The sequence below is a fragment of the Ruegeria sp. CDSA089 genome (assembly GCF_059612205.1).
Genome location: NZ_JBXWQD010000003.1, coordinates 377,481 through 403,708 on the forward strand (window position 1 = coordinate 377,481; position 26,228 = coordinate 403,708).

Annotated in this window: 28 protein-coding genes; 14 read left to right on the forward strand and 14 right to left on the reverse strand. The window is 59.6% G+C overall.

Annotated elements, in window-relative coordinates; translation table 11 throughout:
- The first annotated feature begins 63 nt into the window (after nucleotides 1-63).
- Nucleotides 64-642, forward strand: coding sequence for a DUF1285 domain-containing protein (locus tag AC2FJ6_RS10770; protein WP_170772967.1), 579 nt, complete (start codon nucleotides 64-66; stop codon nucleotides 640-642).
- On the opposite strand, the gene AC2FJ6_RS10775 is transcribed toward AC2FJ6_RS10770, so the two are convergent.
- Nucleotides 639-1,580: a DMT family transporter gene (locus tag AC2FJ6_RS10775; RefSeq protein ID WP_496668974.1), complete on the reverse strand. Its 942-nt coding sequence runs from the start codon at nucleotides 1,578-1,580 to the stop codon at nucleotides 639-641. The genes AC2FJ6_RS10770 and AC2FJ6_RS10775 overlap by 4 nt on opposite strands.
- 172 nt (nucleotides 1,581-1,752) lie before the next feature.
- Between AC2FJ6_RS10775 and AC2FJ6_RS10780 the strand changes: the two genes are divergently transcribed.
- The gene (locus tag AC2FJ6_RS10780) at nucleotides 1,753-2,508 is read left to right on the forward strand and encodes a hydroxypyruvate isomerase family protein (protein WP_170772969.1); all 756 of its coding nucleotides are present in this window, start codon (nucleotides 1,753-1,755) and stop codon (nucleotides 2,506-2,508) included.
- 60 nt (nucleotides 2,509-2,568) lie between these two features.
- Nucleotides 2,569-2,799, forward strand: coding sequence for a DUF2798 domain-containing protein (locus AC2FJ6_RS10785; protein ID WP_170772971.1), 231 nt, complete (start codon nucleotides 2,569-2,571; stop codon nucleotides 2,797-2,799).
- A gap of 43 nt (nucleotides 2,800-2,842) precedes the next feature.
- Here AC2FJ6_RS10785 and polA read toward each other — a convergent pair whose 3' ends face one another.
- From polA to AC2FJ6_RS10805, 4 genes are all read right to left on the reverse strand, one after another.
- Complete coding sequence (gene polA / locus AC2FJ6_RS10790) at nucleotides 2,843-5,638, reverse strand: DNA polymerase I (RefSeq protein ID WP_480876177.1); 2,796 nt, start codon at nucleotides 5,636-5,638, stop codon at nucleotides 2,843-2,845.
- A 70-nt stretch (nucleotides 5,639-5,708) separates the two neighbouring features.
- Nucleotides 5,709-6,179 (reverse strand): inner membrane protein YidI, encoded by a 471-nt coding sequence (yidI, locus tag AC2FJ6_RS10795; protein ID WP_170772976.1) that lies wholly within the window; start codon nucleotides 6,177-6,179, stop codon nucleotides 5,709-5,711.
- A 138-nt stretch (nucleotides 6,180-6,317) separates the two neighbouring features.
- Nucleotides 6,318-6,980, reverse strand: coding sequence for a YrbL family protein (locus tag AC2FJ6_RS10800; protein WP_170772978.1), 663 nt, complete (start codon nucleotides 6,978-6,980; stop codon nucleotides 6,318-6,320).
- Between the two features lie 90 nt (nucleotides 6,981-7,070).
- Complete coding sequence (locus tag AC2FJ6_RS10805) at nucleotides 7,071-7,244, reverse strand: zinc-finger domain-containing protein (protein WP_170772979.1); 174 nt, start codon at nucleotides 7,242-7,244, stop codon at nucleotides 7,071-7,073.
- An 87-nt stretch (nucleotides 7,245-7,331) separates the two neighbouring features.
- Between AC2FJ6_RS10805 and AC2FJ6_RS10810 the strand changes: the two genes are divergently transcribed.
- A complete protein-coding gene (locus AC2FJ6_RS10810) occupies nucleotides 7,332-8,324 on the forward strand; it encodes an ABC transporter ATP-binding protein (RefSeq protein ID WP_496668992.1) in 993 nt (330 codons plus the stop codon).
- Here AC2FJ6_RS10810 and AC2FJ6_RS10815 read toward each other — a convergent pair.
- Complete coding sequence (locus AC2FJ6_RS10815; RefSeq protein ID WP_170772981.1) at nucleotides 8,321-8,785, reverse strand: DUF1203 domain-containing protein; 465 nt, start codon at nucleotides 8,783-8,785, stop codon at nucleotides 8,321-8,323. The genes AC2FJ6_RS10810 and AC2FJ6_RS10815 overlap by 4 nt on opposite strands.
- A 110-nt stretch (nucleotides 8,786-8,895) precedes the next feature.
- Between AC2FJ6_RS10815 and AC2FJ6_RS10820 the strand changes: the two genes are divergently transcribed.
- The 3 genes from AC2FJ6_RS10820 (at nucleotide 8,896) to AC2FJ6_RS10830 (ending at nucleotide 13,349) form a co-directional block, all read left to right on the forward strand.
- The gene (locus AC2FJ6_RS10820) at nucleotides 8,896-11,814 is read left to right on the forward strand and encodes an error-prone DNA polymerase (RefSeq protein ID WP_170772983.1); all 2,919 of its coding nucleotides are present in this window, start codon (nucleotides 8,896-8,898) and stop codon (nucleotides 11,812-11,814) included.
- 48 nt (nucleotides 11,815-11,862) lie between these two features.
- On the forward strand, nucleotides 11,863-12,276 hold the full coding sequence (locus tag AC2FJ6_RS10825; protein ID WP_170772985.1) for a group III truncated hemoglobin: 414 nt from the start codon (nucleotides 11,863-11,865) through the stop codon (nucleotides 12,274-12,276).
- Nucleotides 12,277-12,410: 134 nt separating this feature from the next.
- Complete coding sequence (locus AC2FJ6_RS10830) at nucleotides 12,411-13,349, forward strand: DMT family transporter (RefSeq protein WP_170785291.1); 939 nt, start codon at nucleotides 12,411-12,413, stop codon at nucleotides 13,347-13,349.
- A gap of 52 nt (nucleotides 13,350-13,401) precedes the next feature.
- Here the strand turns inward: AC2FJ6_RS10830 and AC2FJ6_RS10835 are convergent, their stop codons facing one another.
- Nucleotides 13,402-14,514 carry an S-(hydroxymethyl)glutathione dehydrogenase/class III alcohol dehydrogenase gene (locus tag AC2FJ6_RS10835; RefSeq protein ID WP_170789483.1) on the reverse strand — a complete coding sequence of 371 codons (1,113 nt, stop codon included), beginning with the start codon at nucleotides 14,512-14,514 and terminating at the stop codon, nucleotides 13,402-13,404.
- 130 nt (nucleotides 14,515-14,644) lie between these two features.
- Between AC2FJ6_RS10835 and AC2FJ6_RS10840 the strand changes: the two genes are divergently transcribed.
- A complete protein-coding gene (locus AC2FJ6_RS10840) occupies nucleotides 14,645-14,932 on the forward strand; it encodes an I78 family peptidase inhibitor (protein ID WP_170785295.1) in 288 nt (95 codons plus the stop codon).
- Nucleotides 14,933-14,993: 61 nt separating this feature from the next.
- Nucleotides 14,994-16,646 carry a Y-family DNA polymerase gene (locus AC2FJ6_RS10845; protein ID WP_496668976.1) on the forward strand — a complete coding sequence of 551 codons (1,653 nt, stop codon included), beginning with the start codon at nucleotides 14,994-14,996 and terminating at the stop codon, nucleotides 16,644-16,646.
- Nucleotides 16,647-16,661: 15 nt separating this feature from the next.
- Here AC2FJ6_RS10845 and AC2FJ6_RS10850 read toward each other — a convergent pair whose 3' ends face one another.
- On the reverse strand, nucleotides 16,662-17,387 hold the full coding sequence (locus AC2FJ6_RS10850) for an SDR family NAD(P)-dependent oxidoreductase (protein ID WP_170772995.1): 726 nt from the start codon (nucleotides 17,385-17,387) through the stop codon (nucleotides 16,662-16,664).
- Between the two features lie 189 nt (nucleotides 17,388-17,576).
- Between AC2FJ6_RS10850 and AC2FJ6_RS10855 the strand changes: the two genes are divergently transcribed.
- From AC2FJ6_RS10855 to AC2FJ6_RS10875, 5 genes are read left to right on the forward strand one after another with little or no spacing between them, the layout of a single operon-like run.
- Nucleotides 17,577-18,911 carry an NAD(P)/FAD-dependent oxidoreductase gene (locus AC2FJ6_RS10855; RefSeq protein WP_496668979.1) on the forward strand — a complete coding sequence of 445 codons (1,335 nt, stop codon included), beginning with the start codon at nucleotides 17,577-17,579 and terminating at the stop codon, nucleotides 18,909-18,911.
- Entirely contained in the window at nucleotides 18,862-19,407 is a 546-nt protein-coding gene (locus AC2FJ6_RS10860) for a hypothetical protein (protein ID WP_237217411.1), read from the forward strand. Before AC2FJ6_RS10855 ends, AC2FJ6_RS10860 begins: the two co-directional genes overlap by 50 nt.
- Nucleotides 19,407-20,630 carry an MFS transporter gene (locus AC2FJ6_RS10865; protein WP_170772999.1) on the forward strand — a complete coding sequence of 408 codons (1,224 nt, stop codon included), beginning with the start codon at nucleotides 19,407-19,409 and terminating at the stop codon, nucleotides 20,628-20,630. The genes AC2FJ6_RS10860 and AC2FJ6_RS10865 overlap by 1 nt, the downstream gene beginning before the upstream one ends.
- Nucleotides 20,627-21,244, forward strand: coding sequence for a DUF3833 domain-containing protein (locus AC2FJ6_RS10870; protein ID WP_486532512.1), 618 nt, complete (start codon nucleotides 20,627-20,629; stop codon nucleotides 21,242-21,244). The genes AC2FJ6_RS10865 and AC2FJ6_RS10870 overlap by 4 nt, the downstream gene beginning before the upstream one ends.
- Nucleotides 21,241-21,783 carry a DUF3833 domain-containing protein gene (locus AC2FJ6_RS10875; RefSeq protein ID WP_170773003.1) on the forward strand — a complete coding sequence of 181 codons (543 nt, stop codon included), beginning with the start codon at nucleotides 21,241-21,243 and terminating at the stop codon, nucleotides 21,781-21,783. The genes AC2FJ6_RS10870 and AC2FJ6_RS10875 overlap by 4 nt, the downstream gene beginning before the upstream one ends.
- Before the next feature lie 52 nt (nucleotides 21,784-21,835).
- Here the strand turns inward: AC2FJ6_RS10875 and AC2FJ6_RS10880 are convergent, their stop codons facing one another.
- The 6 genes from AC2FJ6_RS10880 to AC2FJ6_RS10905 form a co-directional block, all read right to left on the reverse strand.
- The gene (locus tag AC2FJ6_RS10880) at nucleotides 21,836-22,849 is read right to left on the reverse strand and encodes a porin (RefSeq protein ID WP_170773006.1); all 1,014 of its coding nucleotides are present in this window, start codon (nucleotides 22,847-22,849) and stop codon (nucleotides 21,836-21,838) included.
- A 341-nt stretch (nucleotides 22,850-23,190) separates the two neighbouring features.
- Nucleotides 23,191-24,357, reverse strand: coding sequence for an energy transducer TonB family protein (locus AC2FJ6_RS10885; protein ID WP_170773008.1), 1,167 nt, complete (start codon nucleotides 24,355-24,357; stop codon nucleotides 23,191-23,193).
- The gene (locus AC2FJ6_RS10890) at nucleotides 24,354-24,731 is read right to left on the reverse strand and encodes an ExbD/TolR family protein (protein WP_170773010.1); all 378 of its coding nucleotides are present in this window, start codon (nucleotides 24,729-24,731) and stop codon (nucleotides 24,354-24,356) included. Before AC2FJ6_RS10890 ends, AC2FJ6_RS10885 begins: the two co-directional genes overlap by 4 nt.
- Nucleotides 24,728-25,054, reverse strand: a complete 327-nt coding sequence (locus AC2FJ6_RS10895) for an ExbD/TolR family protein (protein ID WP_170773012.1) — start codon at nucleotides 25,052-25,054, stop codon at nucleotides 24,728-24,730. The genes AC2FJ6_RS10890 and AC2FJ6_RS10895 overlap by 4 nt, the downstream gene beginning before the upstream one ends.
- A 31-nt stretch (nucleotides 25,055-25,085) precedes the next feature.
- The gene (locus AC2FJ6_RS10900) at nucleotides 25,086-25,745 is read right to left on the reverse strand and encodes a MotA/TolQ/ExbB proton channel family protein (protein ID WP_170773014.1); all 660 of its coding nucleotides are present in this window, start codon (nucleotides 25,743-25,745) and stop codon (nucleotides 25,086-25,088) included.
- Nucleotides 25,742-26,176 carry a hypothetical protein gene (locus tag AC2FJ6_RS10905; protein ID WP_170773016.1) on the reverse strand — a complete coding sequence of 145 codons (435 nt, stop codon included), beginning with the start codon at nucleotides 26,174-26,176 and terminating at the stop codon, nucleotides 25,742-25,744. Before AC2FJ6_RS10905 ends, AC2FJ6_RS10900 begins: the two co-directional genes overlap by 4 nt.
- Nucleotides 26,177-26,228 lie beyond the last annotated feature (52 nt).

Consider the following 26,228-nt stretch of genomic DNA (forward strand, 5'->3'; position numbering starts at 1 on the left):
ACTTTCCCTTCCGTGGACTAATATGGTTGAAGTGTATCGCGCGAAAAGGAAATGGCAAAAGTAATGAGCGGACAAAAACCTGTGACACCTTCCCCTGATGGTATTGCGGCATCAGTCAATGCCTCCAAAACCAGGGGTCTACCCCCGGTTCATCTGTGGAATCCTCCGTTTTGTGGCGATCTGGACATCCATATCGCCAAAGATGGCTCTTGGACTTATCTAGGGTCGCCGATCAACCGGTTCGAGCTTGTGAAGCTTTTTTCCTCAATTCTTAAGAAGGAAGACGGGAAATATTACCTCGTTACCCCGGTCGAGAAGGTGGGAATCACTGTCGAGGACGCGCCTTTCGTGGCGGTCGATTTCGATGCGACGGGCAAGGGCACGGCGCAGACGCTATGTTTCACCACCCATGTGGGGGATGAAGCCGTCGCAGGGCCCGACCATCCAATCCGCATTGTCATCGACCCCGAATCCGAGGAACCCGCGCCCTACATCCTGATCCGCGCAAATCTTGAGGCGCGGATCGACCGCAAAAGCTTCTACCGGTTGGTCGATATCGCCGAACATAGCGACGGGTGGTTCGGCGTCTGGTCGGGCGGGCAGTTTTTTCCCCTGATCCGGTCCGAGGAGTTGCCGGATTAGACCCGACGCGCCACGCGACGGTCCTGCGCCAACAGCACGGCGATTGCCACGATCCCCGCGCCCAGCGCGCGGGTCCAGTTCCAGTCCTCACCCAGAACCAGCATGATCAACATCACGTAAAACGGCGCAATGTTGATGTGGAACGCGGCCAGCGCCACGCCGATTTTGCCAACGGATGCGATGAAAAAGACCTGACTCAGCCCCATTGAGATCAGCGCATACATCACAAGCATACCCATCTGTTGCATATCGACCGGCGCTGTCGGTGCAACGCTGACACCCATTTGCGCGGCGCAGAAAAACAGAACCGAGGCCGTTACCAGCCCGCCGACAAAAGTGATCGTACTGCGCCCTGTCTGGCTAAGCGCCGGGAAGTCCCGCGCCGTCGCCATACTGGCCCAGCAAAACAGGGCCGTGGACGCAATGGCGCAGGCCGCACCCAAACCCAATTGCGCCGGGGCCAGCGCGCTGGTTGCAATCAGCCCGCCGATGATCGACACGACCACGCCCAGCGCAAAATTCCACCGCAAGCGCCGCGTACCTGTCGCCAGTTCCAGCAGAGTTGCAAACAAGGGCGCGCCGGACGCAATAATCGCAACCGTCACCGGGTCAGTCAGCTTTTGCGCCAGAATGATCAGGAACATCCCCGACCCCAGCGCAGCGCCGACAAACATCGCGTGCCCCCAACGCGCGCGCAACACCCGCGCGGGCCCATCCATCAACACCCAGACTGGCACCATCACCAGCACTGCCAACGCCAACCGCGCCACCAGCAACGCAATCGGAGGCCAAGTTTGCAGCAAAACCTCGGCCGCAGGAAACCCGGCTGCCCATGTCAGCATGGACGCCACTGCCAGGCCATTGCCGGATACAGCCGAGCGGCGCCCCGCAGACACAGAAAGAGTGTTCCCGCGCACGGGGTCAGGGCTCATCGCCATGGTGTCAGACCTTCTGTTGGAACGGTGGCCGAAAATGATCCACCGTGATGGCTGAAGGCTGGCTGATTCGGGCCGATGGTTCTGGCCGGTTTTCGACAAACTGTCGTTTTTAGTCTCTTTCGCTGAAATCGCCCCAGGGCTAAGGTCCGGCTAGCATCACGTGGGACCTCTTATGCCGAAATTCGCCGCCAACATCTCGCTGCTCTTTACCGAGCTGCCCTATCTCGACCGGTTTCAGGCCGCGGCGGAGGCCGGGTTTCAGGCAGTCGAGATCCTGTTTCCCTATGAGCTGGCTGCCAAGGAAACCCGCCGCGCCCTGCTGGCCAACGGGCTGGACCTGGTGCTGATCAACGCCCCTCCGCCCAACTACACCGGTGGCGAGCCAGGCTATGCTGCGGTCCCAGGTGGCGAAGCGCGGTTTCAGTCCGATATTCGCCGCGTCATGCGCTACGCCGATGTTTTGAAACCAGGGCTGATCCATATCATGTCGGGGTATTACGCGGGACCAGATGCACTAAAAACCATGGTTGAGAACCTGAAATGGGCCGCCGATTTCGCCCCCAAACAGCACTTTACGATCGAGCCGCTGAACCCTGTCTCACAACCCAACTACTTCCTGAACGATTATGATCTGGCTGCCGAAGTTCTGGCCTTGGTGGACCGCCCCAATATCGGCCTGCAATATGACAGCTTCCACGCTCATATGATCCACGGTGACGCGCTGGACGTCTGGCACCGCTTTCACCACATTGTCACCCATGCTCAGATCGGTGCCGCCCCAGACCGGTCCGAGCCCGGACGCGGGCCAACAGACTTTGCTGCGCTTTTCGAGACCTTTGACGAAATGGGCTATTCCGGCTGGGTCAGTGCCGAATATACCCCCTCAACGGCGCAAACTATCAACAGTCTGGACTGGGTAGAGTTCTGATATCTGGCCTTTTCAAAAAAAATCGCGCAGACATCACCACAATGACTTGAAGGAACTGTGATGATCCCTGCCCGCTTTTCGCGCATTGTGTTCTGTCTGATCATGTCGGGGCTGATGTCCTGCATCGTCACAGGCATTGCCACTGTCAAGGCCATAGGATTTGGGCCCACCACATTCGGCGATTGGATGTCTGCTTGGGGGTTTTGCTGGCCCATCGCCTTTACGGTCATCTTTATCCTGGGACCCACCGTACAACGGTTGGTGAACCGTCTGGTCAAGACGCAGGATTGACCCGCTGCGAAGAGGGCCCGCCGGGCCTGATGAGCAGCGCTTCTTAGTGCGCCTCGGCCCAATTCGCGCCTTGCCCTGCATCCACGCTTAGCTTCACGTCCAGCTTCACCGCGGGGTCCGATGCCCCCTCCATCACATCGCGCGCCACACGAATCACCTGATCCACTGCATCCTCAGCCACTTCGAACAGCAATTCGTCATGCACCTGCAATAGCATCTTGGCAGGCAGCCCGTTGATCGCATCCGGCATCCGCACCATCGCGCGCCGGATCACATCTGCTGCCGTGCCCTGAATCGGCGCGTTGATCGCCGCCCGACGCGAGAACCCGGCATGCGGCCCCTTGGCATTGATCTCAGGCGTATGGATTTTGCGGCCGAACAGCGTCTGCACGTATCCGTTCTCTTTCGCAAAAGCGATGGTGTCGTCCATATATGTCCGTATACCCGGAAAGCGTTCGAAATAGCGGTCAATGAACCCCTGCGCCTCGGACCGAGGAATGCGCAGATTGCGCGCCAGACCAAAGCCCGAAATCCCGTAAATCACACCAAAATTGATCGCCTTAGCCTGGCGGCGGATTTCAGGTGTCATCTCATCCAGCGGCACGTCAAACATCTCGGAGGCGGTCATGGCGTGAATGTCCAACCCATCCGAAAACGCCTGTTTCAGGGTCGAAATGTCAGCGATATGAGCCAAAATCCGCAATTCAATCTGGCTATAGTCGAGGCTAACCATCACATTGCCCGGCTCGGCAATAAACGCCTCACGAATGCGACGCCCTTCTTCGGTGCGCACCGGGATGTTCTGCAGGTTCGGATCGGTCGAGGCCAGACGCCCGGTATTCGCCCCCGTGATCGAATAAGATGTATGCACCCGGCCTGAATCCGGGTTGATATGGGTTTGCAGCGCGTCCGTATAGGTCGATTTCAGCTTGGAAAGCTGCCGCCAGTCCAACACCCGGCGGGGCAGTTCGTGTTCGGTGGCGAGGTCTTCCAGAATGTCCGCCCCGGTCGAATACTTCCCGGTCTTACCCTTCTTACCGCCCTCAAGTCCCATCTTGTCGAACAGAATCTCACCCAGTTGCGCGGGCGATCCCACATTGAAATTCTCACCGGCCAATTCGTGAATTTCAGCCTCTAACCCGGCCATTTTTTGCGCGAAGGCGTTGGACATGCGGCTCAGGACATCGCGGTCCACCTTGATACCGTGCATCTCCATTTCCTTGAGGACCGGTACCAGAGGGCGTTCGAGTGTCTCATACACCGTCGTCACCTGCACCTGATGCAGTTGCGGCTTGAACAGTTTCCAAAGGCGCAGCGTGATATCCGCATCCTCAGCGGCATAGGCAGTGGCCTCGTCAATCGGCACCTTGTCGAAAGTGATTGCGGATTTGCCGGACCCCAGCAGCGGTTTGATCGGAATGGGCGTGTGGTTCAGGTAACGCTCGGACAGCGTATCCATCCCATGCCCGTGTTCGCCGCCATGCATGGCGTAAGACATCAGCATCGTGTCGTCGATTGGCGCCACGTCCACGCCATAGCGCGCGAAAATCTTGGCGTCGTATTTCATGTTCTGGCCGATTTTCAGGATCGAGGCGTCCTGAAGCATCGGTTTGAGCAAAGTTAGAGCCTCATCCAGCTGCATCTGCCCCTCGGCCAGCGCGTCTGAGCCGAACAAGTCATCCGATGCCCCATCGCGGTGAGTCAGCGGGATGTAACAGGCCGAACCCGCCTCAACACTTAGCGAAATACCCACCAGATCGGCGATCATTTCGTTCAATCCGGTGGTCTCGGTATCGACGGCCACCCAGCCGGTCTGATAAGCGCGGTTGATCCACGCCTGCAGCGCGGTTGCATCGCGCACGCATTCGTATTTCGAGGCGTCGAAAGAGATATCCTCAGCCTCGGTCACAACTTCGGGCGCAGGTGCATCAGCAATCACCGGGGCCTCGGCCCCCAGCTTGTCGGCAATTCGCTTGGTGAGGGTGCGGAACTCCATATCCGCCAGGAACCCCAGCAAGGTCTCAGCGTCGGGGTCCTGAACCTCAAGATCATCCAGCGTGAAATCCAGCGGGGTGTTTTCGTCCAACTGCACCAGTTTTTTCGACAGCTCAATCTGGTCGCGCTTTTCGATCAGGGTCTGGCGGCGTTTGGGCTGTTTGATCTCTTCCGCGCGGTCCAGCAGGGTTTCCAGATCACCGTATTCATTGATCAACAGGGCCGCCGTTTTCACCCCAATCCCCGGCGCACCGGGCACGTTATCTACAGAATCCCCCGCAAGCGCCTGCACATCCACCACCCGTTCAGGCCCCACGCCGAACTTCTCAACCACGCCGTCGCGGTCGATACGCTTGTTCTTCATCGCGTCCAGCATTTCGACGCCGCCGCCCACCAGCTGCATCAGGTCTTTGTCCGAGCTGACAATGGTCACGCGCCCGCCTGCCTCACGCGCCTGGACGGCCAGCGTGGCGATGATATCGTCGGCTTCATAGCCTTCCAACTCCTTGCAGGCGATGTTGAAGGCGCGGGTCGCCTCGCGTGTCAGAGGCATCTGCGGACGCAGGTCTTCAGGCATGGCCTCGCGGTTGGCCTTGTAGAGGTCATAGAGGTCATTGCGGAACGTGTGCGAGCCTTTGTCAAAGATCACCGCCACGTGGGTCGGCGCATCCGGTCCCGCGTTCCCTTCGACATATTTCTGCAGCATGTTGCAGAAGCCCGATACAGCGCCGATGGGCAGCCCATCGGATTTGCGCGTCAGCGGGGGCAGCGCGTGATAGGCCCGAAAAATAAAGGCTGATCCGTCGATCAGATGCAGATGACACCCTTTTCCGAAATTGCTCATGCGCGCTCTCCCTGTCGGTCAGGGATCGTTCTGCCACAGGGGCAGACGGGTGACCAGTCAGGAACGTGCCCTAACCCCCAAAGAGGCCGCTGAAAAAGTCCGAAAAACTATGCACCAGAGCCATTATGACCAGCACACCGAGGAACGCAAAAAACGCAAAGGCGAAAAACTGAAACAGAATGGCGCCAACACCGATAACCATTCCGGCGATGGCCGGGCGACGCCTTTCGTGACGCAGAAGGCCAATGACCGAAACAACAATCGCCAGCCCGCCAAGCATCGCCACACCGATTTGCAAAAAATCATCCAGATCGCGGGTTCGGGCTACAGGCTCGGGTTGCTCTGCCCCCGTGGCGGCACGCAGGGTCGATTTCCCGATCTCGGCCGCCAGTTCGCCAAGCGTGACGCCTGTAGATTGCTGAGGCGCAAACGGTCCCGCCCAAAACACAAACAAGGCGGCGAACAACGCCAAAGCAGCGAAACAGAATCCGACCCAGCCAAAAACCGGGCTTGCGCTGTCCGTTTGAGTAATCTCAGTCATCACACTCACCTAAGACGAATGCGGCACAGCGTATCACGCAAATACGGGCGCTTTTTGGGAAAAAATGACTATTGGAGCAGTTGAAGCCGATCTGTGTTTAAAAAAACATAGATGCACAAGACACCCGCTCAGGATAAATCACGCGATACTGAAGGCGCGGTTCGTCTTGTCCCAGTTCATCCCGGATTGCTGCGCAATGTGCTGCATCTGCTTGTTCAATGACCGATCATTCAGCCTGCGACTTAACGAGCGTAACGGCACAAGGTTTCGTTCCCCGTACCCATCGATCAGAAAGAACATACGTATGTCGTCACGCAATCCATAGACGATGTTTTTCCCATGGATGTCCCGACCCACAATTTGGAACTCAAAAAGCTTTCGGACAAAGATGTTCAGATCATCCAATGTCTCAGCCGTCATTTCCTGCCGCGCGCACATCGACAGCAAGTCCTGCGCTAATGCGCCATCTTCGGTGCTGATCCTCTCGACCACGACGCCGGGCCCGACATCTGTCTGCACGACACCAAAGGACCGCGCCAGTGGCAGTCTGGAAATGTCCAGACCACTTTTCAGCGCCGCCTTCATCTCGCACTCCAGCTCTTTCAAGGCGTTTCGGAATGCTGAATCGGGCAGCAGACGACGCACAGCGCGTTTCATGATGGATCTGTTGCGGCGGATTCTGGGACGCGTCACTTTGACCAGCAACTCTGGCTGGTTGGGGCAGGCATAAACGTTCCGGTGGCCGCCCTTGGCCACAATATCCCGGTCTGAAAGGTGCATGACCTGCACGGAAAAGAGCATCTTCGCGCCCTGGAATCATAAAGCTATTTCGTCAGGATATAGAGTCTTCACTCGGGCGGAAATAGGACGCGTAACAGTTTTGTGACGGGCCTACTGATCCTGATCCGCCAGCACATATTTGCAATCGCAATAGGGGCACTCAACCCAGCCGGTATCCTCGGGGATCTGCAGCCAGACCCGCGGATGGCCCAACGCACCCTCGCCGCCGTCGCAGGCAACACGAGAGGTTTCGACGATCTTGGTTTCCGGCGCTTCGATGGTCACGGCTGGCGATCCTTCTTCGGTTGTCGGCCTCGCGGGCATGGTTTAGGTGCGTTTATGAGCGATGAGCAAACCGGGGGCAAGAGCCACATGAGCGATGCGGCAATCAGGATCGAAGGGCTGCGCAAGACCTATCGTGGCGGTAAGGGCCAGCCTGAAAAGCACGCGCTGAAGGGCATCGATCTGACCGTCCCGCGCGGCTCGGTCTTTGGGCTGTTGGGGCCGAACGGGGCCGGGAAATCGACTCTGATCAACATTCTGGCCGGTCTGGTGGTGAAATCGGCGGGTTCAGTGTCGATTTGGGGGTTTGATCAGGACCAACACCCCCGTCAGTCCCGCGCTGCCATTGGCGTGATGCCGCAAGAGCTGAACCTAGACCCGTTCTTCACCCCGCGCGGCGCATTGGAGGTGCAGGCCGGGCTTTATGGCGTACCCAAGTCGCAGCGTCGCAGCGATGAAATTCTCGAACTTGTGGGCCTCAGCGACAAGGCCGAGGCCTATGCCCGCACGCTATCGGGCGGCATGCGACGACGGCTTTTGCTGGCCAAGGCACTGGTGCACCACCCCAAGATTCTGGTTCTGGATGAACCCACGGCAGGCGTGGATATCGAACTGCGCCAGATGCTCTGGACCAATGTACGCAAGCTGAACGAACAGGGCATGACGATCATCTTGACCACGCATTATCTGGAAGAAGCGCAAGATATGTGTGACGAGATCGCCATCATCAACCACGGCGAAAAGATAGCGCAGGACAGTACCGCCAACCTGCTGGGTCGGATGGACAGCCGGACGATGGTGATCCTTCCCGACAGCCCGGTCGTGGATCTGCCAACAACCGATGGTGTCGAAGCCGCTTTGCGCGATGATGGCAGCCTTGTCCTGCAATATCGCAGCTCCCAGACCAGCGCTGAACAGGTGCTGGAGGCCGTGCGCGCCGCAGGCATCCGCATCCGCGACGTGCGCACCGAAGAGGCCGATCTCGAGGATGTGTTCCTCGCCCTGACCTCATCCCGTGCCGATGATGGCCCAGCGGATGATCTGGATCAGCCGCGCCGGGGGATGCACCGGGTCAAGCTTTAAGACCGGTCGATTCGCGCCTGATAGCAGTTGTTTCGGGCGGATCGCACGTGGACATAGGCGATGTCCGCACGGGCAAAGATGTCCTTTACCGCCGCACCAATCTGATCTGTCGGGGCGATCACCCCGGTGCCATAGACGATCCGGTCATCCAATCCATACCCCTTGATCAGATAGTCCGGAGAGGTGGTCAAAATCTCGGGCAGCTCCGTGCTCTCATATCGCTTACACGGGCTGGCACATAGAAAGATCGGACCCGTTTCCGCGTAAGGTTGTGCCTCTGGAAAAGGGCGATGCGCCAATATCAGCATTTCTTGGCCTTCTGGTATGTTTTGTAGGCAATGTCGGCAGGGATTGCCCGCACCTTTGGAAACGGCGTGCTCGGGTGAGGCGCCATATGCGTCCGGCCCTCCGGCCTGAAGCGCGCGGACTTGGGGGGTGGGAAGGGCAGTGATCTTGAACATCTCGGGTCTCCTTTTTCTGCCACCCTGCCCAGAGGGGAAACTGCAATCGACCCGTTTCCTGCGCAAAGGACTCGAAAAAGAACAAAAGGTGAATATAATGTGGAATCGCCATGTATGCCGAGCTGTCGATCACGTCGAATTTCACCTTTCTCACCGGGGCCTCGCACCCCGAGGAATACATGCAGCGTGCCGTCACCCTTGGCCTGCCCGCCATCGCGATTGCCGATCACAACTCGGTCGCCGGGATCGTGCGCGCCCATACCCAGGCGCGCGAGATCGCCCGAAAGGTGCGCGAACGTGTGGAATGGGAGGGGCAGAACACGCCTATCGGCCCGCCCTGCCCCGATCACATTCCCAAACCGCCCTCCTACCCAATCCACGCGGTGCCACGCCTGATCCCTGCGGCACGGCTGATCTTCACCGACGCGCCCACCGTCACCGCCCTGCCTCTCAACCGGCAGGGCTGGGGCAACCTGTGCCGTATCCTGTCGGCGGGTCGCCTACGGGCCGAGAAAGGTGACTGTATCCTGCACCTGTCCGACCTGATGGAATTCTCCGACGGTCTGCACCTGCTGCTCTGGCCACAAGCGACCCGGCCGCAGGGCGGCGCGAGTGCTTGGCGGACACAGGCGCAAAAGCTGACGCGCCGCTTTTCCGGGCGGATGCATCTGGTGATGCACCCCAGATATGATGGCGCAGACAGTGAGTATTTCTCTGTATTAGAGACTGAATCACAACAACTCAACCTCCCCACCCTCGCCAGCGCTGCGCCGATAATGCACCATGGTACCCGTCGCAAACTGGCCGATGTACTGACCGCCATCCGACTGCGCCGCAAGGTCGACGATCTGGGCCGCGACGCTCTGGCCAATGGAGAGCAGCGCCTGCGTTCGGAAACCGAGATGCTGCGCATTTTCAAAGGCCATGAAGGCGCTGTCACCCGCGCCCATATGGTCAGCGAGCAGCTACAATTCTCGCTGGATGAGCTACGCTATGAATACCCCAACGAAGGCAGCGACCAGGAAACCCCGACCCAGCGCCTGCACCGTCTGGCCCATGAGGGGTTGAACTGGCGTTATCCGGCGGGCGCGTCCGAGAAGGCCAAGAAAATGCTGGCGCATGAACTGACCCTGATCGGCAAGCTGAAATATGAACCCTATTTCCTGACCGTCCGTGACATCGTCACCTTCGCCCGATCCCGCGATATCCTGTGTCAGGGGCGCGGCTCGGCGGCCAATTCGGTGGTCTGCTACTGCCTTGGCATCACCGAGGTCAGTCCAGAACTGGGCACGATGGTCTTTGAACGCTTTGTGTCCGAGGCGCGGGACGAGCCGCCCGATATCGATGTCGATTTCGAACATGAACGCCGCGAAGAGGTGATCCAGCACATCTATGACCGCTATGGCCGGGAACGCGCGGGCCTCTGCGCCACGGTCGTACATTATCGCGGCAAACGCGCCATCCGCGAGGTGGGGCGAGCGATGGGGTTGACCGAGGATACGATCTCGGCGCTCTCGTCACAACTATGGGGGTTCTTCTCGGCCAAAGGTCTTGAAGCCGAACGCATGCGCGAGATTGGCCTTGATCCCGACGATAAACGCCTGAAACAGACTCTAATGCTGGTCTATGAGATTGACGGCTTCCCCCGTCATCTGTCTCAGCATGTGGGTGGGTTCATCATCACCGAAGGGCGGCTGGACGAACTTGTCCCCATCGAAAACGCCACGATGGAGGATCGTACGGTTATCTGCTGGGATAAGGATGACATCGATTCCTTAGGTATTCTGAAAGTCGATGTGCTCAGCCTCGGGATGCTGACCTGTATCCGCAAGGCGTTCGATCTGATCAGCCAGCACCACCAGACGGGCTATAGCCTCGCCACCCTGCCGCCCGAGGATCCGGCGGTGTATGACATGCTGTGCAAGGCGGACAGCGTCGGCGTGTTTCAGGTGGAATCGCGGGCTCAGATGAACTTTCTGCCCCGCATGCGACCGCGCAATTTCTATGATCTGGTGATCGAGGTCGCCATCATCCGCCCCGGCCCCATTCAGGGCGACATGGTTCACCCCTATATCCGCCGCCGGAACGGAGAGGAGGAGGTCAGCTTCCCCTCGGACGCGTTGGGCGAGGTGCTGGGCAAAACGCTGGGCGTGCCGCTGTTTCAGGAGCAAGCCATGCAGATTGCCATCGTGGGCGCGGGGTTCACCCCGGAACAGGCGGACCGGCTACGGCGCTCGCTGGCGACGTTCAAGAAACATGGTAATGTCAGCGAATTCCGGGCCCTGTTTCTGCGCGGGATGGAGCGGAACGGCTATGAACAGGATTTTGCCGAGCGCTGTTTTTCGCAGATCGAAGGCTTCGGCTCTTACGGTTTTCCCGAAAGTCACGCGGCCAGCTTTGCGCTACTGGTTTATGCCTCAGCCTGGATCAAATGCCACCATCCGGGGATTTTCGCCTGCGCGCTGCTGAATTCGCAGCCGATGGGCTTCTATGCCCCCGCCCAGATCGTGCGCGATGCGCGCGAACATGGTGTTCAGGTGCGCCCGGTCTGTATCAATGCCAGTTTCTGGGACAATGTGATGGAACCCGACGGTCACGGCGGGTTGGCCCTGCGGCTGGGGTTCCGTCAGATCAAAGGCCTGAGCGAGGAAGATGCCAGCTGGCTGACCGCCGCGCGGGGCAATGGCTACCATCAGGTGGATGACGTCTGGCGACGCGCCGGGCTTGGTCCCTCGGTGATCGAGCGGCTAGCTGAGGCCGATGCCTTCTCCGCCTGCGATCTGACAAGGCGCGAGGCGTTGTGGCAGGCCAAAGCGATTGCCACCGCCAAGCCCCTGCCCCTGTTCTCGCAGGATCTGGAAGGCGAGGCGCTGGACGAGCCTGCAGCCTATCTGCCGCAGATGACGTTGGGCGAGCAGGTGGTCGAGGATTACGTGGCCACCCGCCTCAGCCTCAAGGCGCATCCGGTGGCTCTGATACGGCATCTACTGACGCCAGAGCCGCGCGACAAAACCACACCTGTTGCGTGACGTCTGAACCGGGTATCCGCCCGGAACAGAGTCGAAAACGGACCAAATATGACCCGCCCCACCCTGCCGCCGCGCTTTCCCGCGACCCCGGACCAAATCAACGCGCAGGTCCGTGCCTTTTACGCCCGCGTACGCGAGGATGCGGTGCTGGGGCCGGTCTTCAACGCACATGTCCACGATTGGCCAGCACATGAGGACAAGATCGCCGCCTTCTGGAGCAACGCCATCCTGTATGAGCGTAGCTATGACGGCAATCCGCAGCGGGTCCATATCGAGCGGCCCGACGTGCAGCCCGACATGTTCGCACATTGGCTGGATTTGTTCGAAGAGGTCGCCACCCAGACCTTACCCCCGGAAACCTCCACACCATGGGTCGCGCTGGCCCGAAGAATCGGCGTGGGAATGAAGGCCGGTGTGCAATCTGCACGCCAACCCAAAGACGCACCTCCCATCCTGCGTTGATCCCAGGGCATGGCAGCTTTGCCATGTTAGCGGTAAAATAAGGGCTATGCGGGTCGGCCAAATGGGTTTACTCAGGGGTACGACAGCCCCATTACGCTGCGCCCCTACACCGACACATCACCCGAGGCCGCCTCATGAGCACTCAGAACACCACCCTTCGGGGGCTTGGCTATGCGTTTGCGGGCTTTGCGGTTTTTGCCAGTCATGATGTGCTGATCAAAGTGCTGGGTAGCACCTATTCGGTGATGCAGATCATCTTTTTCGCAACGCTGTTTTCCTTTGTGCCGATGGCGGTGACGATCCTGACCGACCGGACCACGGGCAATTTCCGACCACATCATCCGTGGCTGGTCCTGCTGCGCTCGGCCCTGATGGTGACGTCCATGGTCTGCGCCTTCTACGCTTTCTCGGCGCTGCCGCTGGCCGAGGTCTATTCGCTGCTATTCGCCTTCCCTCTGTTCGTCACTGTCCTGTCGATCCCAATCCTGGGGGAAGTCGTGCGCGCACAGCGTTGGGCCGCCGTCGGCTGTGGCCTGATCGGAGTTCTGATCGTCCTGCGCCCCGGTGCAACGGACATCACTCTGGGCCACCTCGCGGCCCTGACTGCAGCGTTTTCCAGCGCGTTAGGGTCTGTTTTGGTGCGCAAGATCGGGAATGAGGAACGCTCGGCCGTGCTGATCCTATATCCGATGCTGTTGGCCATTGTGGTCATGAGCTTGATGCAACCCGCCGTTTACCAACCTCCCTCGCTGCTGCATCTGGCGATGATGGCGCTGGTGGGCGTGTTCTCGGTCGTCGCACAACACTTGATCATCCTTGCCTATCGAGCTGCGCCCGCTGGGGTCGTCGCCCCCAGCCAATACAGTCAGATCATCTGGGCCACATTGTTCGGCATGGTCTTTTTCAACGAGCGGCCCGATGGCTGGGTCGCCGTTGGGGCCAGCATCATCATCGCCTCAGGCGTCTATGTGGTCTGGCGCGAAAGCCGGGCGAACACCTCGTCGGTCAATACCCCGGTTCTGCGGGTCCGCTCGCCACGCTCTGACACCGGCGCAAGCCGTCCCGGCAAATAAAAACGGCGCGCCATTCACAGCGCGCCGTCCTCAAAATCGCAGATTGAGGGCCCTAGTAAACCACGACCGAGCGGATGCTTTCGCCCTTATGCATCAGGTCGAAACCGTGGTTAATGTCGTCCAGACCCATGGTGTGGGTGATCATCGGGTCGATCTCGATCTTGCCTTCCATGTACCAGTCGACAATTTTCGGCACATCGGTCCGGCCCCGCGCACCGCCAAAGGCCGTACCGCGCCACGAGCGGCCCGTGACCAGCTGGAACGGACGGGTCGAGATTTCGGCTCCCGCAGGCGCCACGCCGATGATGATCGATTCACCCCAGCCCTTATGCGCCGATTCCAATGCGGCACGCATCACGCCCACATTGCCAGTGGCGTCAAAGGTGTAATCCGCGCCACCTTTGGTCAGGTTGACCAGATAAGGCACCAGGTCGCCTTCAACTTCGGTCGGGTTCACGAAATCGGTCATGCCAAACTTGGTCGCCATCTCGACCTTGGCGGGGTTCAGGTCAACGCCAACGATTTGATCGGCCCCGGCCAGACGCAGGCCCTGAATGACGTTCAACCCGATACCGCCCAGACCGAACACGATGGCGCGGCTGCCGATTTCCACCTTGGCAGTGTTGATCACAGCGCCGATCCCTGTGGTCACACCGCATCCGATATAACAGATCTTGTCGAAGGGCGCATCCTCACGCACCTTGGCCAGCGCGATTTCCGGCAGAACCGTGTGGTTCGAGAAAGTCGAGCAGCCCATGTAGTGCAGGATTGGATCACCATCCAAAGTCGAAAAGCGCGAGGTCCCATCCGGCATCAGGCCCTGCCCCTGCGTTTCACGGATCGCCTGGCAAAGATTGGTCTTGGGGTGCAGACAGTATTCGCACTCCCGGCATTCCGGGGTGTAGAGCGGGATCACGTGGTCGCCCGGTTTCAGGCTGGTCACACCGGGGCCGACCTCGACCACGATGCCTGCGCCTTCATGGCCCAGAATCGCGGGGAACAGCCCCTCGGGATCCGCGCCCGACAGGGTGAATTCATCGGTGTGGCAAATGCCGGTGGCCTTGATCTCGACCAGAACCTCACCCGCCTTGGGGCCTTCGAGGTTCACATCCATCACTTCCAAAGGTTTGCCTGCCTGAACGGCGACGGCGGCACGGGTGCGCATATTCGGTGTCTCCCTGTCACTTTTGCCTCGACCCTGCGTCAATTGCCGGGCGTTTTCAACTGCGCTTTGATGCCAGCTTTGCTAAACATCTGATATTGCAGAAACGACATTGCCGGAAAGAGGAACGCCAATGCACCGTTTTATTCCCACGCTGGCCCTGCTGACCGCCTGTGCCCAGCCCCCCGCGCCCGAGGATGCGCCCCTGTCGCCCGAACCCGCCCCGGTCGATCTGGCCTTTTGTCAGGGCGAAGCTGTTGCAGGCTCTGTCGGTCAACCGGTCTCGACCATTCAGGCCCAGTTGCCCGAACGGTCCCGCGTTCTGGGGCCGGGTGATCTGGCCACGCAGGATTACCGCATCGACCGGCTGAATGTTTTTGTAGATGAGACCGGGATCATCCAACGCCTGACCTGCGGGTAAGCGTGGACTCGGCGGGCGATTCTACGATAAGAACAAAATGGGAACATTTTGATGTCTGCCAATGCCAAAACGCCGAATACTCTCGCTCTGGTTTCCCCGTCTGGGGGCTGAACGGCTGATCCGCGCTGCGCGGGGGCTGCAAGATGGGCCTTTGGCTGTGGTGACTGAGCAGTCGAACATGCAGGTGATCACATCCCTGAACGCGGATGCGCAGACCGCTGGTCTGCGCGTGGGCCAACCAGTGCGCGACGCTCATGCCATGTGCGCCAATCTGGTGACACGCCCCCGCAACGCCCCGGCCGAGGCTGCGTTTCTGACCGCCCTGCGTCGGTGGGTAGGCAAGTTCAGCCCATGGGTTGCCGAAGAAGCCCCCGATGGCCTGATCGTGGATCTGTCAGGCTGCGCGCATCTGTTCGGCGGGGAAGAAGCGTTGTTGAACGTGATCGAAACCGACTGCGCAGATATGGGGCTGAGCGTACAGATGGGCATCGCCGACACGCTGGGCGCGGCCTGGGCGCTGGCGCGCTACGCGGGGCAACAGGCCACCTCCGACCGCAATGGCGACGCCATCAGCCAAGAGGCTCGCGCCACCCGCGCCCGCGCCACCAAGCGGCGGCACTGGACCAAGGGCGGGGCCGCACCGCAAGTGGTGGCTGTGGGCAGTGGCGCGCGGATCGCAGCGCCGGGGCAATCCTATGGCGCGCTCAGCCCGCTTCCCATTGCAGCGCTGCGGCTTGAGGATCAGGTGGTCGCACAGCTGAACCGTCTGGGCCTGCGCAGGATCGGCGACCTACTGGGGCAGCCGCGCGCGTCGCTGGCGCGGCGATTTGGGCGGGGACTGGTGCTACGGCTGGATCAGGCGATGGGCAGCGCGCCCGAGCCGGTCTCGCCCGCCCGACCGCCGCATCACTTTGCGGTGCGGATGACCCTGCCCAACCCGATCGGTCTGACCGAAGACGTCATGGCCGCCATCGACCGCGTTCTACCGACGCTCTGCACCAAGCTAGAGGAGAAAGCGCGCGGGGTGCGGACTCTGCGGCTGGAAGCCCATCGCGCCGATCAGGCGGCTGAGATCATCGAGGTCGGGCTGGCTCGTCCAACCTATGATAAACACCGCATTCGCCCTTTGTTAGAGATGAAAATCGACCAGATCGATGCGGGCTATGGCATCGACATGCTGCGACTTGAGGCGGTGCAGACGGAACCCATCCACGCCCGCACCATGGCCGGTCATGCCGAGGCGCGCCGCGTCGCCCGCAACCGATTGGACGGTAACACCGCTGTCGAAGACCTGATCGGAAAACTAGGTGCGCGGGTCGGGCTGGAGGCGATCACAAGGCGGCACCCGGCGGCCTCGCATATCCCCGAGAAAACCGCACAGGTGCTGGCTGCTGCGTGGTCCGAACCCGCGCAAGACTGGCCTGCACCACCGCGTCCGCGTCCCTTGCAGATGTGGCAACCCGAGCCAGTAGCCGCTCCAGATACCCCAGACGTGCCAGACACATTTCGCTGGCGCGGGCGAAACTGGCAACTGACACAAGCCACCGGGCCGGAACGGATCGCACCGGAATGGTGGCTGGATGACCCTAACTGGCGCAGCGGCGTGCGCGATTACTGGGTGGTTGTGACCGAACAGGGCGAGCGGCTGTGGCTGTTTTACGGCCACGGCGGCACCATGTCGGCGGGCTGGTTTTGCCATGGTCAGTTTGGATAAACCCCTGATTAGAGTCTACTTACCGCGATACACCAGCCAATCCGGCAGGTAATCAATCAGCCGGATCACCCAGGAAAACGGCGCAGGGAAATCGGTGCGGAACCGGCGACGCGCCATGGCTTTGGCCACGCGATCCGCCGCGTCCTCGGGCGTCATCAGCATGGGCATTTTGAAACTGTTCTTCTCGGTCAGCCGGGTCTTGATGAACCCCGGATTGACGATCCGTACGGTTACACCCGATCCGGCCAAATCATGTCGCATCGTCTCGGCCAGCGACACCAGCGCCGCCTTGCTGGACGCATACCCAATCGCCGCTGGCAGACCGTGATAACCAGCCAAAGACCCGATCAGGGTGATATCCCCGCGCCCTGTCTGGACGAACCCCGGCACGGTTTCCCCCAGCACCCGCATGGCCCCAAGATAGTTCACATCGACCATCCTCAGCGCGCTTTCCGTATTCCAGTCACCACTCCGCATGGGATCATAGGCACCAGCGTTATAGACCAGCCCATCGACTGAGCCGGCCTCGGCCGCTGCCGCACAAACAGACTCTAAATCAGTAACATCCATCGCAATCGCACGGGCGTTGGGCAGGGTATCGCAAATCTCGGCCAGACGCTCTGCGTTGCGGGCCGACAGGATCAGATGCGCGCCCTGGCGGCTGAGGGTCTCGGCCAGAGCCCGCCCCAGCCCTTCACTGGCGCCGATGATCCAATATGTCTTTCCGTCAAAGCTGCTCATTCCGGGACCGTTTCATATGCTTTTCTGTTTTACGACCGCCGAGGGGTGCCGGATCACAGGCGGGACAGATAACGCACCTTGTAACCCGATGTCACAACCTAGTGCATTTTCGAAATTCTTCTAACCCGATTGATCCACCCAAGCCTATTCTGCGTATCTTATTGTAATACGTTACAGAACGAGGCTTGAATGTTCGACGAAACCCGGAGCGGCCGGAAAAAAATCGCAGTAATAGGCGCAGGCATCTCGGGTCTCTCCGCAGCTTACTACCTGTCAGAAAACAATGACGTAACCGTGTTTGAGGCCGAATCCCGGCTGGGCGGTCACGCGCGCACGGTTATGGCGGGAAAGAACGGCGATCAGCCGGTCGATACGGGTTTCATCGTATTCAACTACGTGACCTATCCTTATCTGACCGCCTTGTTTGATGAACTGAACGTGCCGGTTATTAAGTCAGAAATGAGCTTTGGTGCCACCATCGACAATGGCCGCATCGAATACGGGCTGAACAATCTGCGCACCCTGACCGCGCAGAAACGCAATCTTGCGCGCCCCGCATATTACAAGATGATCGCCGACATTCTGCGGTTCGGTAAAGAGGCCCCCGAGGCCGCACAAGACGACGACACCACGATCGGAGAGCTAGTGGATCAGCTGCGCCTCGGCCATTGGTTCCGCCACAATTACCTGATGCCCATGTGCGGCGCGATCTGGTCGACTCCGGTTGAGTTTGTGGATCAGTTCCCGGCCCGCTCGTTGGTGCAGTTCTTTCGCAACCATGCGCTGCTGGCCAGTGGCCGCGCCAAACAGCATCAGTGGTACACTGTAAAAGGCGGCAGTATCGAATATGTGCGTCGCATCGACGCCGCGTTGCGTGCGCGAGGGTGCGAGATCCGACTGGCCGCGCCGGTGGATCACGTGAAACGCGATGGCGACGGCGTTACCGTCCACAGCCAAGGGCACGGGGACCAGTTTGACGAGATCATCCTGGCCACCCACTCCGATCAATCGCTGGCCATTCTGGGTGACAGCGCGACCGAGGGCGAACGCGTTGCACTTGGTGCAATCCGGTATCAGCCGAACACAGCGATCCTGCATTGCGACGAACGCCAGATGCCCCGCCGGCGTGCCTGCTGGTCCAGTTGGACCTATCGGTCGCAAGCCGGAAATGTTGGCGTAACCTATTGGATGAACCGTCTGCAGAACATTCCCGACAGCGATCCGCTGTTCGTGTCGCTGAACGCTTCATCAGAAATTCCTGCGGATAAAATCTATGATCAGGTGGAATTTGCGCACCCGGTCTTCGACAAAGCGGCCCTGAAGGCACAAGGGCAAATCCGCGCGATGCAGGGACAGAACCGAACTTGGTTTGCCGGCGCCTATAACAGGCACGGCTTTCACGAAGATGGGATTGCCAGCGCGATGCATGTGGTCGAGCGCTTGAATGGCACCCAACACACATTCGGAGCTGACAATGAGACTGATGCACAAAACGCAGCCATCGTGGCCTCGGCAAGCGTCTGACTTCTATCGGGCGACGCTCTTGTCCTTGGCGCTGCTGATGCCGGGCGGCCTGCTGGCCGCTACCGGACTGAATGAGCTTGACGATCCGCAACTGCGCGGCACGGCTACCTATCGCTATCTTGGGCTGCCGCTTTACAACGGGCGGCTTTTCACCCCGGGCGGCGCGGCGTTCGACTGGAACAAGGATTTCGCGCTGGAACTGCAATACCGCCGTAACGTATCAAAAAAGGTGCTGATCAACTCGACCCTGGACGAGATGGACCGCATCGGGCGCTCCGCCCCTGTGCGTGATCAGCTTGAGGTCTGCTTCAAGGCCGTGAAAAAGGGCGATCGCTATCTGGCAGTTTCGGACGGGCCAAATGAGGTATCCTTCTGGCTGAACGGCGCAAAAACCTGCACCATGCGCCATCCGGGCATCAAGCGCAGTTTCATGTCGGTGTTTCTGGGCGAGAAAAGCCGCTCGGCCGCGTTCACGCAGAAGCTCAAAGGTCAGTAATGTTGTATCCGAGGGTCAGCCTCTATGCGCTGATGCTCGCGGCGGCGGGCATCCCGCTTTACATCCACCTGCCGCGCTTTGCTGCCGTAAACCTGGGTATGGGGTTGGGGGTAATCGGGACGGTGTTATTGCTGATCCGCCTGATTGATCTGGTACAAGATCCGCTGATCGGATGGGCCATCGACCGCTGGCCGGGGGCGCAGCTTGCCTTCGCCGCCGCCGCTGCACTTGGATTGGCCATCGGGTTTCCCTTGCTGTTCGGTTTACCCAATGGGGCCAGTGTCGCCGCATTAGTGTCTGTTTTGATCCTTTTGTTCTCGGCCTACAGCCTCGGCACGATCCTTCTCTATGGCCGCAGCGCTACGCTTGCCAAGCGAACCGATGCACAAGAGCTTATGACTCTGGCTGCGTGGCGCGAAGGCGGACAGCTGACAGGGGTCATTATGGCGGCCATCGCCCCGACTGTGTTCCTGGCGCTTGGGGCCGGCGGGCAGGGCTATCCCGCTTTTGGACTGTTTCTTGGGGTGCTGGCCCTTCTCACCCTGGCGATGACCGTTCCAATCTGGCGGCGCGCGCCGATCACCGGACAAGGGATATCTCTGGCGGGGCTTGGACAGGCTGGCGCGTTGCGTCTTTTGGTTCTGGCGCTGGTGAACAGCCTGCCTGTGGCCATCACCTCGACTCTGTTTCTGTTCTTTGTTGAAGACAAGCTGCAACTGCCGGGCAAAGCGGGCCCACTGCTGATCCTGTTCTTCCTCAGCGCAGGCGTCAGCGTTCCGCTTTGGGCGCGGCTGAGCAAGCGAATTGGCGCAAAACAGACTCTGATCATAGCCATGCCTCTGTCTATCGCGGGCTTTATTGGGGCGGCCATGCTGTCGGCTGGCAACCTAGCTGGTTTCGCTGCGATCTGCATCGCTTCGGGCGCGGCGTTGGGTGCCGATATGGTGGTGCTGCCCGCCATGTTCTCGGTTGTGCTGACGCGTGCAGGGCTGAATGCCTCAACCGCCTTTGGCATCTGGTCCTTTGCGGGCAAGCTGGGCCTTGCGCTGGCTGCTTTTTTCACCCTGCCGCTGCTGGAACGCAGCGGGTTCACTCCTGGTCAGGAGAACACGACCGAGGCGCTGAAAACGCTCACCCTCGCCTATGCCGTTCTTCCCTGCATCCTGAAACTCGGCGCGTTCGGACTGGTTCTGACGCTGCCTACTGAGGTCTCTGCCAAATGAAACTGCTTGTTGTTCTGCTTTTAGCCGTCTTGGCTCTGTTCGTCGCAAAGGGTCGATTTCTGAGCTTCCGATCGCAATCCCCCGCCGATTACGCTGGAACCGGCCCTGCCTTCAAAATGAAAGAGAACCTGAACGGAGAGATCCTGTCCGAAGGTCTGATCTACGGCCCCAACGGCAAAATGACCAACAGCTTTGTCGCCCGCATGGTCGGGGAATGGGACGGCAACTCCGGGACGCTGGCCGAGTATTTCACCTATTCCAACGGCAAGAAGATGACCCGCAAGTGGTACCTGACGCTGGGTACAGGCAACACGTTCACGGCCAAGGCGGATGATATCGTGGGCGAAGGGCAAGGCACGATTTCGGGTTCGACCGTCAAACTGACCTATCGGATTATCCTGCCCGAGGACTCGGGCGGGCATACACTGGATGTCACCGACTGGATGTACCTGACCGAAAGCGGCGTGATAATGAATCGCTCGGAAATGCGCAAATTTGGCATCAAAGTCGCCGAACTCGTCGCCACAATGCGCCCCGCGCCTGAGGTCAAAGCCGCGCATCTGAACGGGGCCAACGGGTATGACTCAGACAGCGAAGCAAGGCCCCTGCAATGACCCTGCGCAGGTTTCTGATCACCTTACTTGCCATCGCTGGCGTCGCTGCGCTGGCGTCATGCTCGGCCAAACCGCGGGTGCCCAAATCGTTCCTGTCAGACCGGCAGTTGAATCTGGAAGAGTTCTTTGAGGGTAAAACCGTCGCCTATGGCCAGTTTCAGGATGTTCTGGGCAATGTCCCACGCCGGTTCACGGTCGATATCGACGGAACATGGGACGGCACGACCCTGACCCTGGTCGAAGATTTCGTCTATGACGACGGCGCGACCGAGCAGCGCATCTGGACCCTGACCAAAACTGGCGAGGATACTTGGACGGGCACGGCTCCGGGTGTGCTGGGTACGGCTAGCGGGATTGAACGCGGCGATACGTTCAATTGGAAATACAAGATCGATCTGCCGATCAAGGACGGCACCATGCGGGTGAATTTCGACGACTGGATGTGGTTGCTGACCGATGACCGGTTGCTGAACCGCGCCTATGTCTCGCGCTATGGTGTGCGCCTGGGCGAAGTCGTACTGTTCTTCGAAAAGAAATAGAAAAAGGGCAGGCGCAAGGGCCCGCCCCAAAATCAGAATTGCCTAGGTCGACTTAGAAGTTGAAGCGCGCACCAAAATCGGCACGGATAAAGCCATCTTCGTCGCCTTCTTTGATCTCGCCGATACCGCCGCGCAGCGATGCGCCGTTGCCCAGATCGTAGATTGCGCCAACACCGATGTTGCGCTCGTCATCATCCGCGTTGCCGTCACCATAAGCGACCAACAGCGTTGTCGCGGCTCCAACGTTATACGAGGCCGAGAAACCATATGCGGTGCCATTCTCGGCATCATCCGCGACGTCATCGTCCGCCAGGAACAAAGTACCGTAGAAGTCACCCAATTCTGCACCAAGTGTCAGAACAGTAAGGCTTTCGTCGTCGCCATTCGCCAGATCTTTTTCACCATAGGCGACCGAAGCGGTAAAGGCGTCAAACGAGTATGACGCAAAAATATCCCAGCGGTCGGTGCTTTCATCAGACCCGTTCAGAGCAACAGTTTCCTGATCATATGAACCGCCAAAACTCAGGTCGCCAAGCTGGTACTGAGCGAACACCGCGTTCGCGCCCGAACCCGTCGAACTGTATTCGAGGAACTCGTAGTTGACGCCAACATACTGACCCAGGAATTCTTCCAGGCCCGGTTCATTGCCGAAGTAGTCATCCAGGTTGTCAAACGAACCTGCCACGTTTCCGGCATCGACACGCAGCCCACCGTAGAGAACTGAGAAACGCGCGCCGTTCAGGCCCGCCTCAGTGGCTTCGCCATTGCCGTTGTCTTCGTCGGCTTGCAACCGGACGCGTGCCTGAAATTCAACGCCGCTGTCCGTTTCGACAATCCCGTCGATGTTCAGACGGAACCGCGAGATTAGGATCGTGTCGTCAGTGTCAACATTTGCAGTGTCCGTCGAGGTAACGACGCCACCAGCGGTGTTGAAATTGGTAACGTCGCCAGAGCGATCTTCTTCGTAGCCGATACCAAAGCGGGCGAAGCCGCTGAACTTTATTTCCGCCGAGGCGGCACCTGTGGCCGCAATCAGTGCAGTCGATGCGATGAGGAGTTTTTTCATGGTAAATCCATAAATTTCGAGAGGAGGATGGCCGCAAAGCTGCGCCCGACGCTCCTTTCGTGGATTTACAAAAAATACGCAATATGTAATTTTTGTCCAAATACCAGCATATCGTGCTCTGTTGCATCTATGCATCCATCTGCTTCTGGCGATGCAGCGTGTGTCCCCTACTTATGAGGGTTTTGCGCATTCTCCAGACTGATAACGCAGCTGTGATCCACAAAAATCATCCTGACTTCTTGCAAATCAATCGCGTCACTCATGTTGGAAAAATCAACCTGGCACCTTGGATGTTTGACCTGCCTTGCGACGGAAATCCGATTCGACGATTGGGCAAGGCGTCAATTGCTGGTGTAGAAGAAAGACAGCTTGCGGCTTACGCCTCCCGGCGGTCGGGGGAAAGGTTCAGCGGCGCGTACCTGTTCGCGGGCAGCGCGGTCCACTTCGCGCGAGCCCGAGCTGTCAACCACTTCGACAAATTCCAGTGTGCCGTCGGGGTTGATCTGGAAAAACACCTGCGCGAACCCTCGGGCCGACACAAAGACAAGCGGTGCTCGGTTCAGATGCACCAGTACCTGCCCTTCGTAATTGGTTTCATTCGCATTGCCCGGCCCGCGACCGCCTGATCGCGTACCGCTATTGCCGGATGTGAACGCGTCGACGCCCCGGCGACGATAGGCCGTCAAAGGCGACTCGATCTCTTGTGCAGGGAAGCGCAGGTTGCTGAAATCACGTGCGCCGTTGGCGATACCCCGTCGTTGAGGAACAGGCTGCCGTTCCGGGCGCTGCGGGCGGATCGAGGTTGTGACAGCCAATTCGGTCGGCGCGTCGTTTTCAACCGGCTCCAGCGCCGTTTCGGGCAAGTCAGGTTCAATCGCCTCACTTTCCAACGGAACAACCGGAATCGCCGTCGCCTCGGGAACTGGCGCAGCTTCAGTCGGGGGCAAAGCAGCCAGTTGTTCCTGCGCCGGCTCGACAGGCTGCGCCTCTTCCAGAGATTCAGTCGATTCTGCCGCAGCATCCGGATCGCCCTCGGGCGTTTCGGCACTTTCGGCCACCTCAACAGGCGGAGTTTCGTCGGCCTCTTCGCTGGCGGACTGATCGCCATCGGTCCCGTCTACACTTTCAGCCACGTTTGGCTCGACTGGTTCAGTGGCCTCGGGCTGCACGACTTCGGCCTCTCCCAGATCCGGGGCAAAACTTTCTTCGGGGTTGTCCGACGCGACCAGCGCCTCGCTGATGGGAACCTCGGGGGTTTCGGGAATCTCTTCTTCGACCGGCTCTTCCTCGGCGGGGGGCTCGGGCGCTTCGGCCTGTTCCGGCTCAACGACTTCTTCAGCCTCCTCGGCGAGGTCTTCGAAACTACTGCCCAGCTCAACTGAGTTCTGCGCAGCCGCCTCGCTGCCGTCTTCGGCCAGTCGCGGCGCAGTATAGAGCAACCCCATCAGGTGCAGGATCAAGGACACCAGAATGGCGACGACGGCGATGACCACCGAACCCCGGATCATTGCAGCGCCTTTTCCGTCACGACAAAGACAGAACTTGCCCCAAGGCGGCGAAGCTGGCCGGTGATTTCAATCAGTCGCGCGCCCGGAGCCTCACGGTCCGGTACGATGCGGACGGCACCGGGTTCGCGCCCTTCCATATAAAGCTCGGGCAGTATGGCGTTGCCGCGAAAGCTGAGCGTTCCGTCCTTATGCAGCACCAGTGCATCCGGCGGCTCTCGCCCTTCCAGTTCCGAGGTGTTCACAAGTTCTAGGTCGGGGTCCAGAGGCGTAGCGATCGTTCCCGTGATCAGAAAGAAGATCAACATCAGGAACACGACATTGATCAAAGGAATCGTGGAGTCGCGCTTGCGACGCGGAGTACCTGAGCGGATCATTCCAGCACCAACACGCTGAGGTCTTCGCGCCCGCGCAGACGCACCAGCAAATCGACCAAACGTTGCGAGGTGGTGTCGGGATCAAGGCTGACCAGCACCTGCCCAGTCTCAACCTGTTCGGTCAGTTGATCCAACGTGACCTCGGCCCCGTTCAGCGTCAGACGGTCGGAGCCAAGCTGAACGAACAACCGCTCGGTCTGTGTGTCCGAGGGCTGGCCGCCGCCGGTCGCATTGCTCAGCTCGACCTCGGCAAATTTCGAAAAGGTCGAGGTCAGCATGAAGAACAGCAGCAACAGAAAGATCACGTCGATGAGGGGGGTCATCGACAGGGGCCGCCGGACAAAGGGCGCGCGGTTACGCATGTCCGGGCGCGGCAGCCACGGTCTGAGGTGCGTCAGGCAGTGGAATTGCTTGACCAGGCACAAGAATGGTCCGCAGCGCCTTGTCGGCAAACACCCGTTCCCGCGCGGTGCGGCTTTCGAACCAGGACAGCACCATCGAGGTGGGCATCGCCACCGCAAGGCCAACAGCAGTGGTAATCAGCGCCACCCAGATCCCGCCTGCAAGCAACGACGGGTCAACGGACGAGCCCGCAGATTGCAGGCTCTGAAACGCTTCGATCATGCCCAAAACCGTCCCAAACAGACCCAAAAGCGGGGCCAACTGCGCCACGGTGTCCAGCAAGCGAAACCCACGCTCCAATCCGGCCAGGGCCAGACCGGCCTCGGCATCCAGACGCTGATCCAGGCCGGGGGTTTCGGGCGCGTCCATGGCCACCTCGACCAGCGGGGCCAGATAGCTGCGGCTTTTGGCCAGACGCGCGCGGGCGGTTTGTACGTCGCCGTCATCCCATGCCGCCAGCGCCTGCGACAACACCCGGTGCCGCCCCACGCCCGAGGCTGCAAATTGCCAGAGTTTGTAAAGGGTCACCGCCAGCGTCACCACGGACATCGCAATCAGGATCGCAACAACCGGCCCGCCGAGTTCAAGGATCTGTTCTATTGCCTGTATCATCCCAACACCTCTGTATCGGTCCGGCTGCTCAGCGTCAGGGCGGCGTCACAGATCGGGCTGTCGGCACCGTCTACAAGACAAGAGCTTGTGCCATTGAAGAGCACCTGCCCCACCCCGGCGCAGGTGATACCGGTCAGATCGAACTGACGCACCCGCACGCGATCCTTTGGCATATCGCGGAATGAAAACAGCGTCAGACGCTCGACCGTACCTTCCGCATCGAAGATCACGGTCTGAAAGCTGGCCGTCTCAATCGCGGTGCCGGTGTCGTTTTGCACCACAAAGGTCAGCCGACAGGCCTCACCAGTATCCTGCGTAGTGTTGAGTTCGATCTGCAATCCGCCCGTTTGGGCCTGATCAGATTGCGCCATCGCTGCAAAAGGCAAAGTGCCGATCAGAACAGCGGCAACTGTCCGACGGAGAAACAACATGCGCGTGCTCCTGATTTGTTTCTTGCGGTCCGAAGGCCTGCGACGTTCCGCC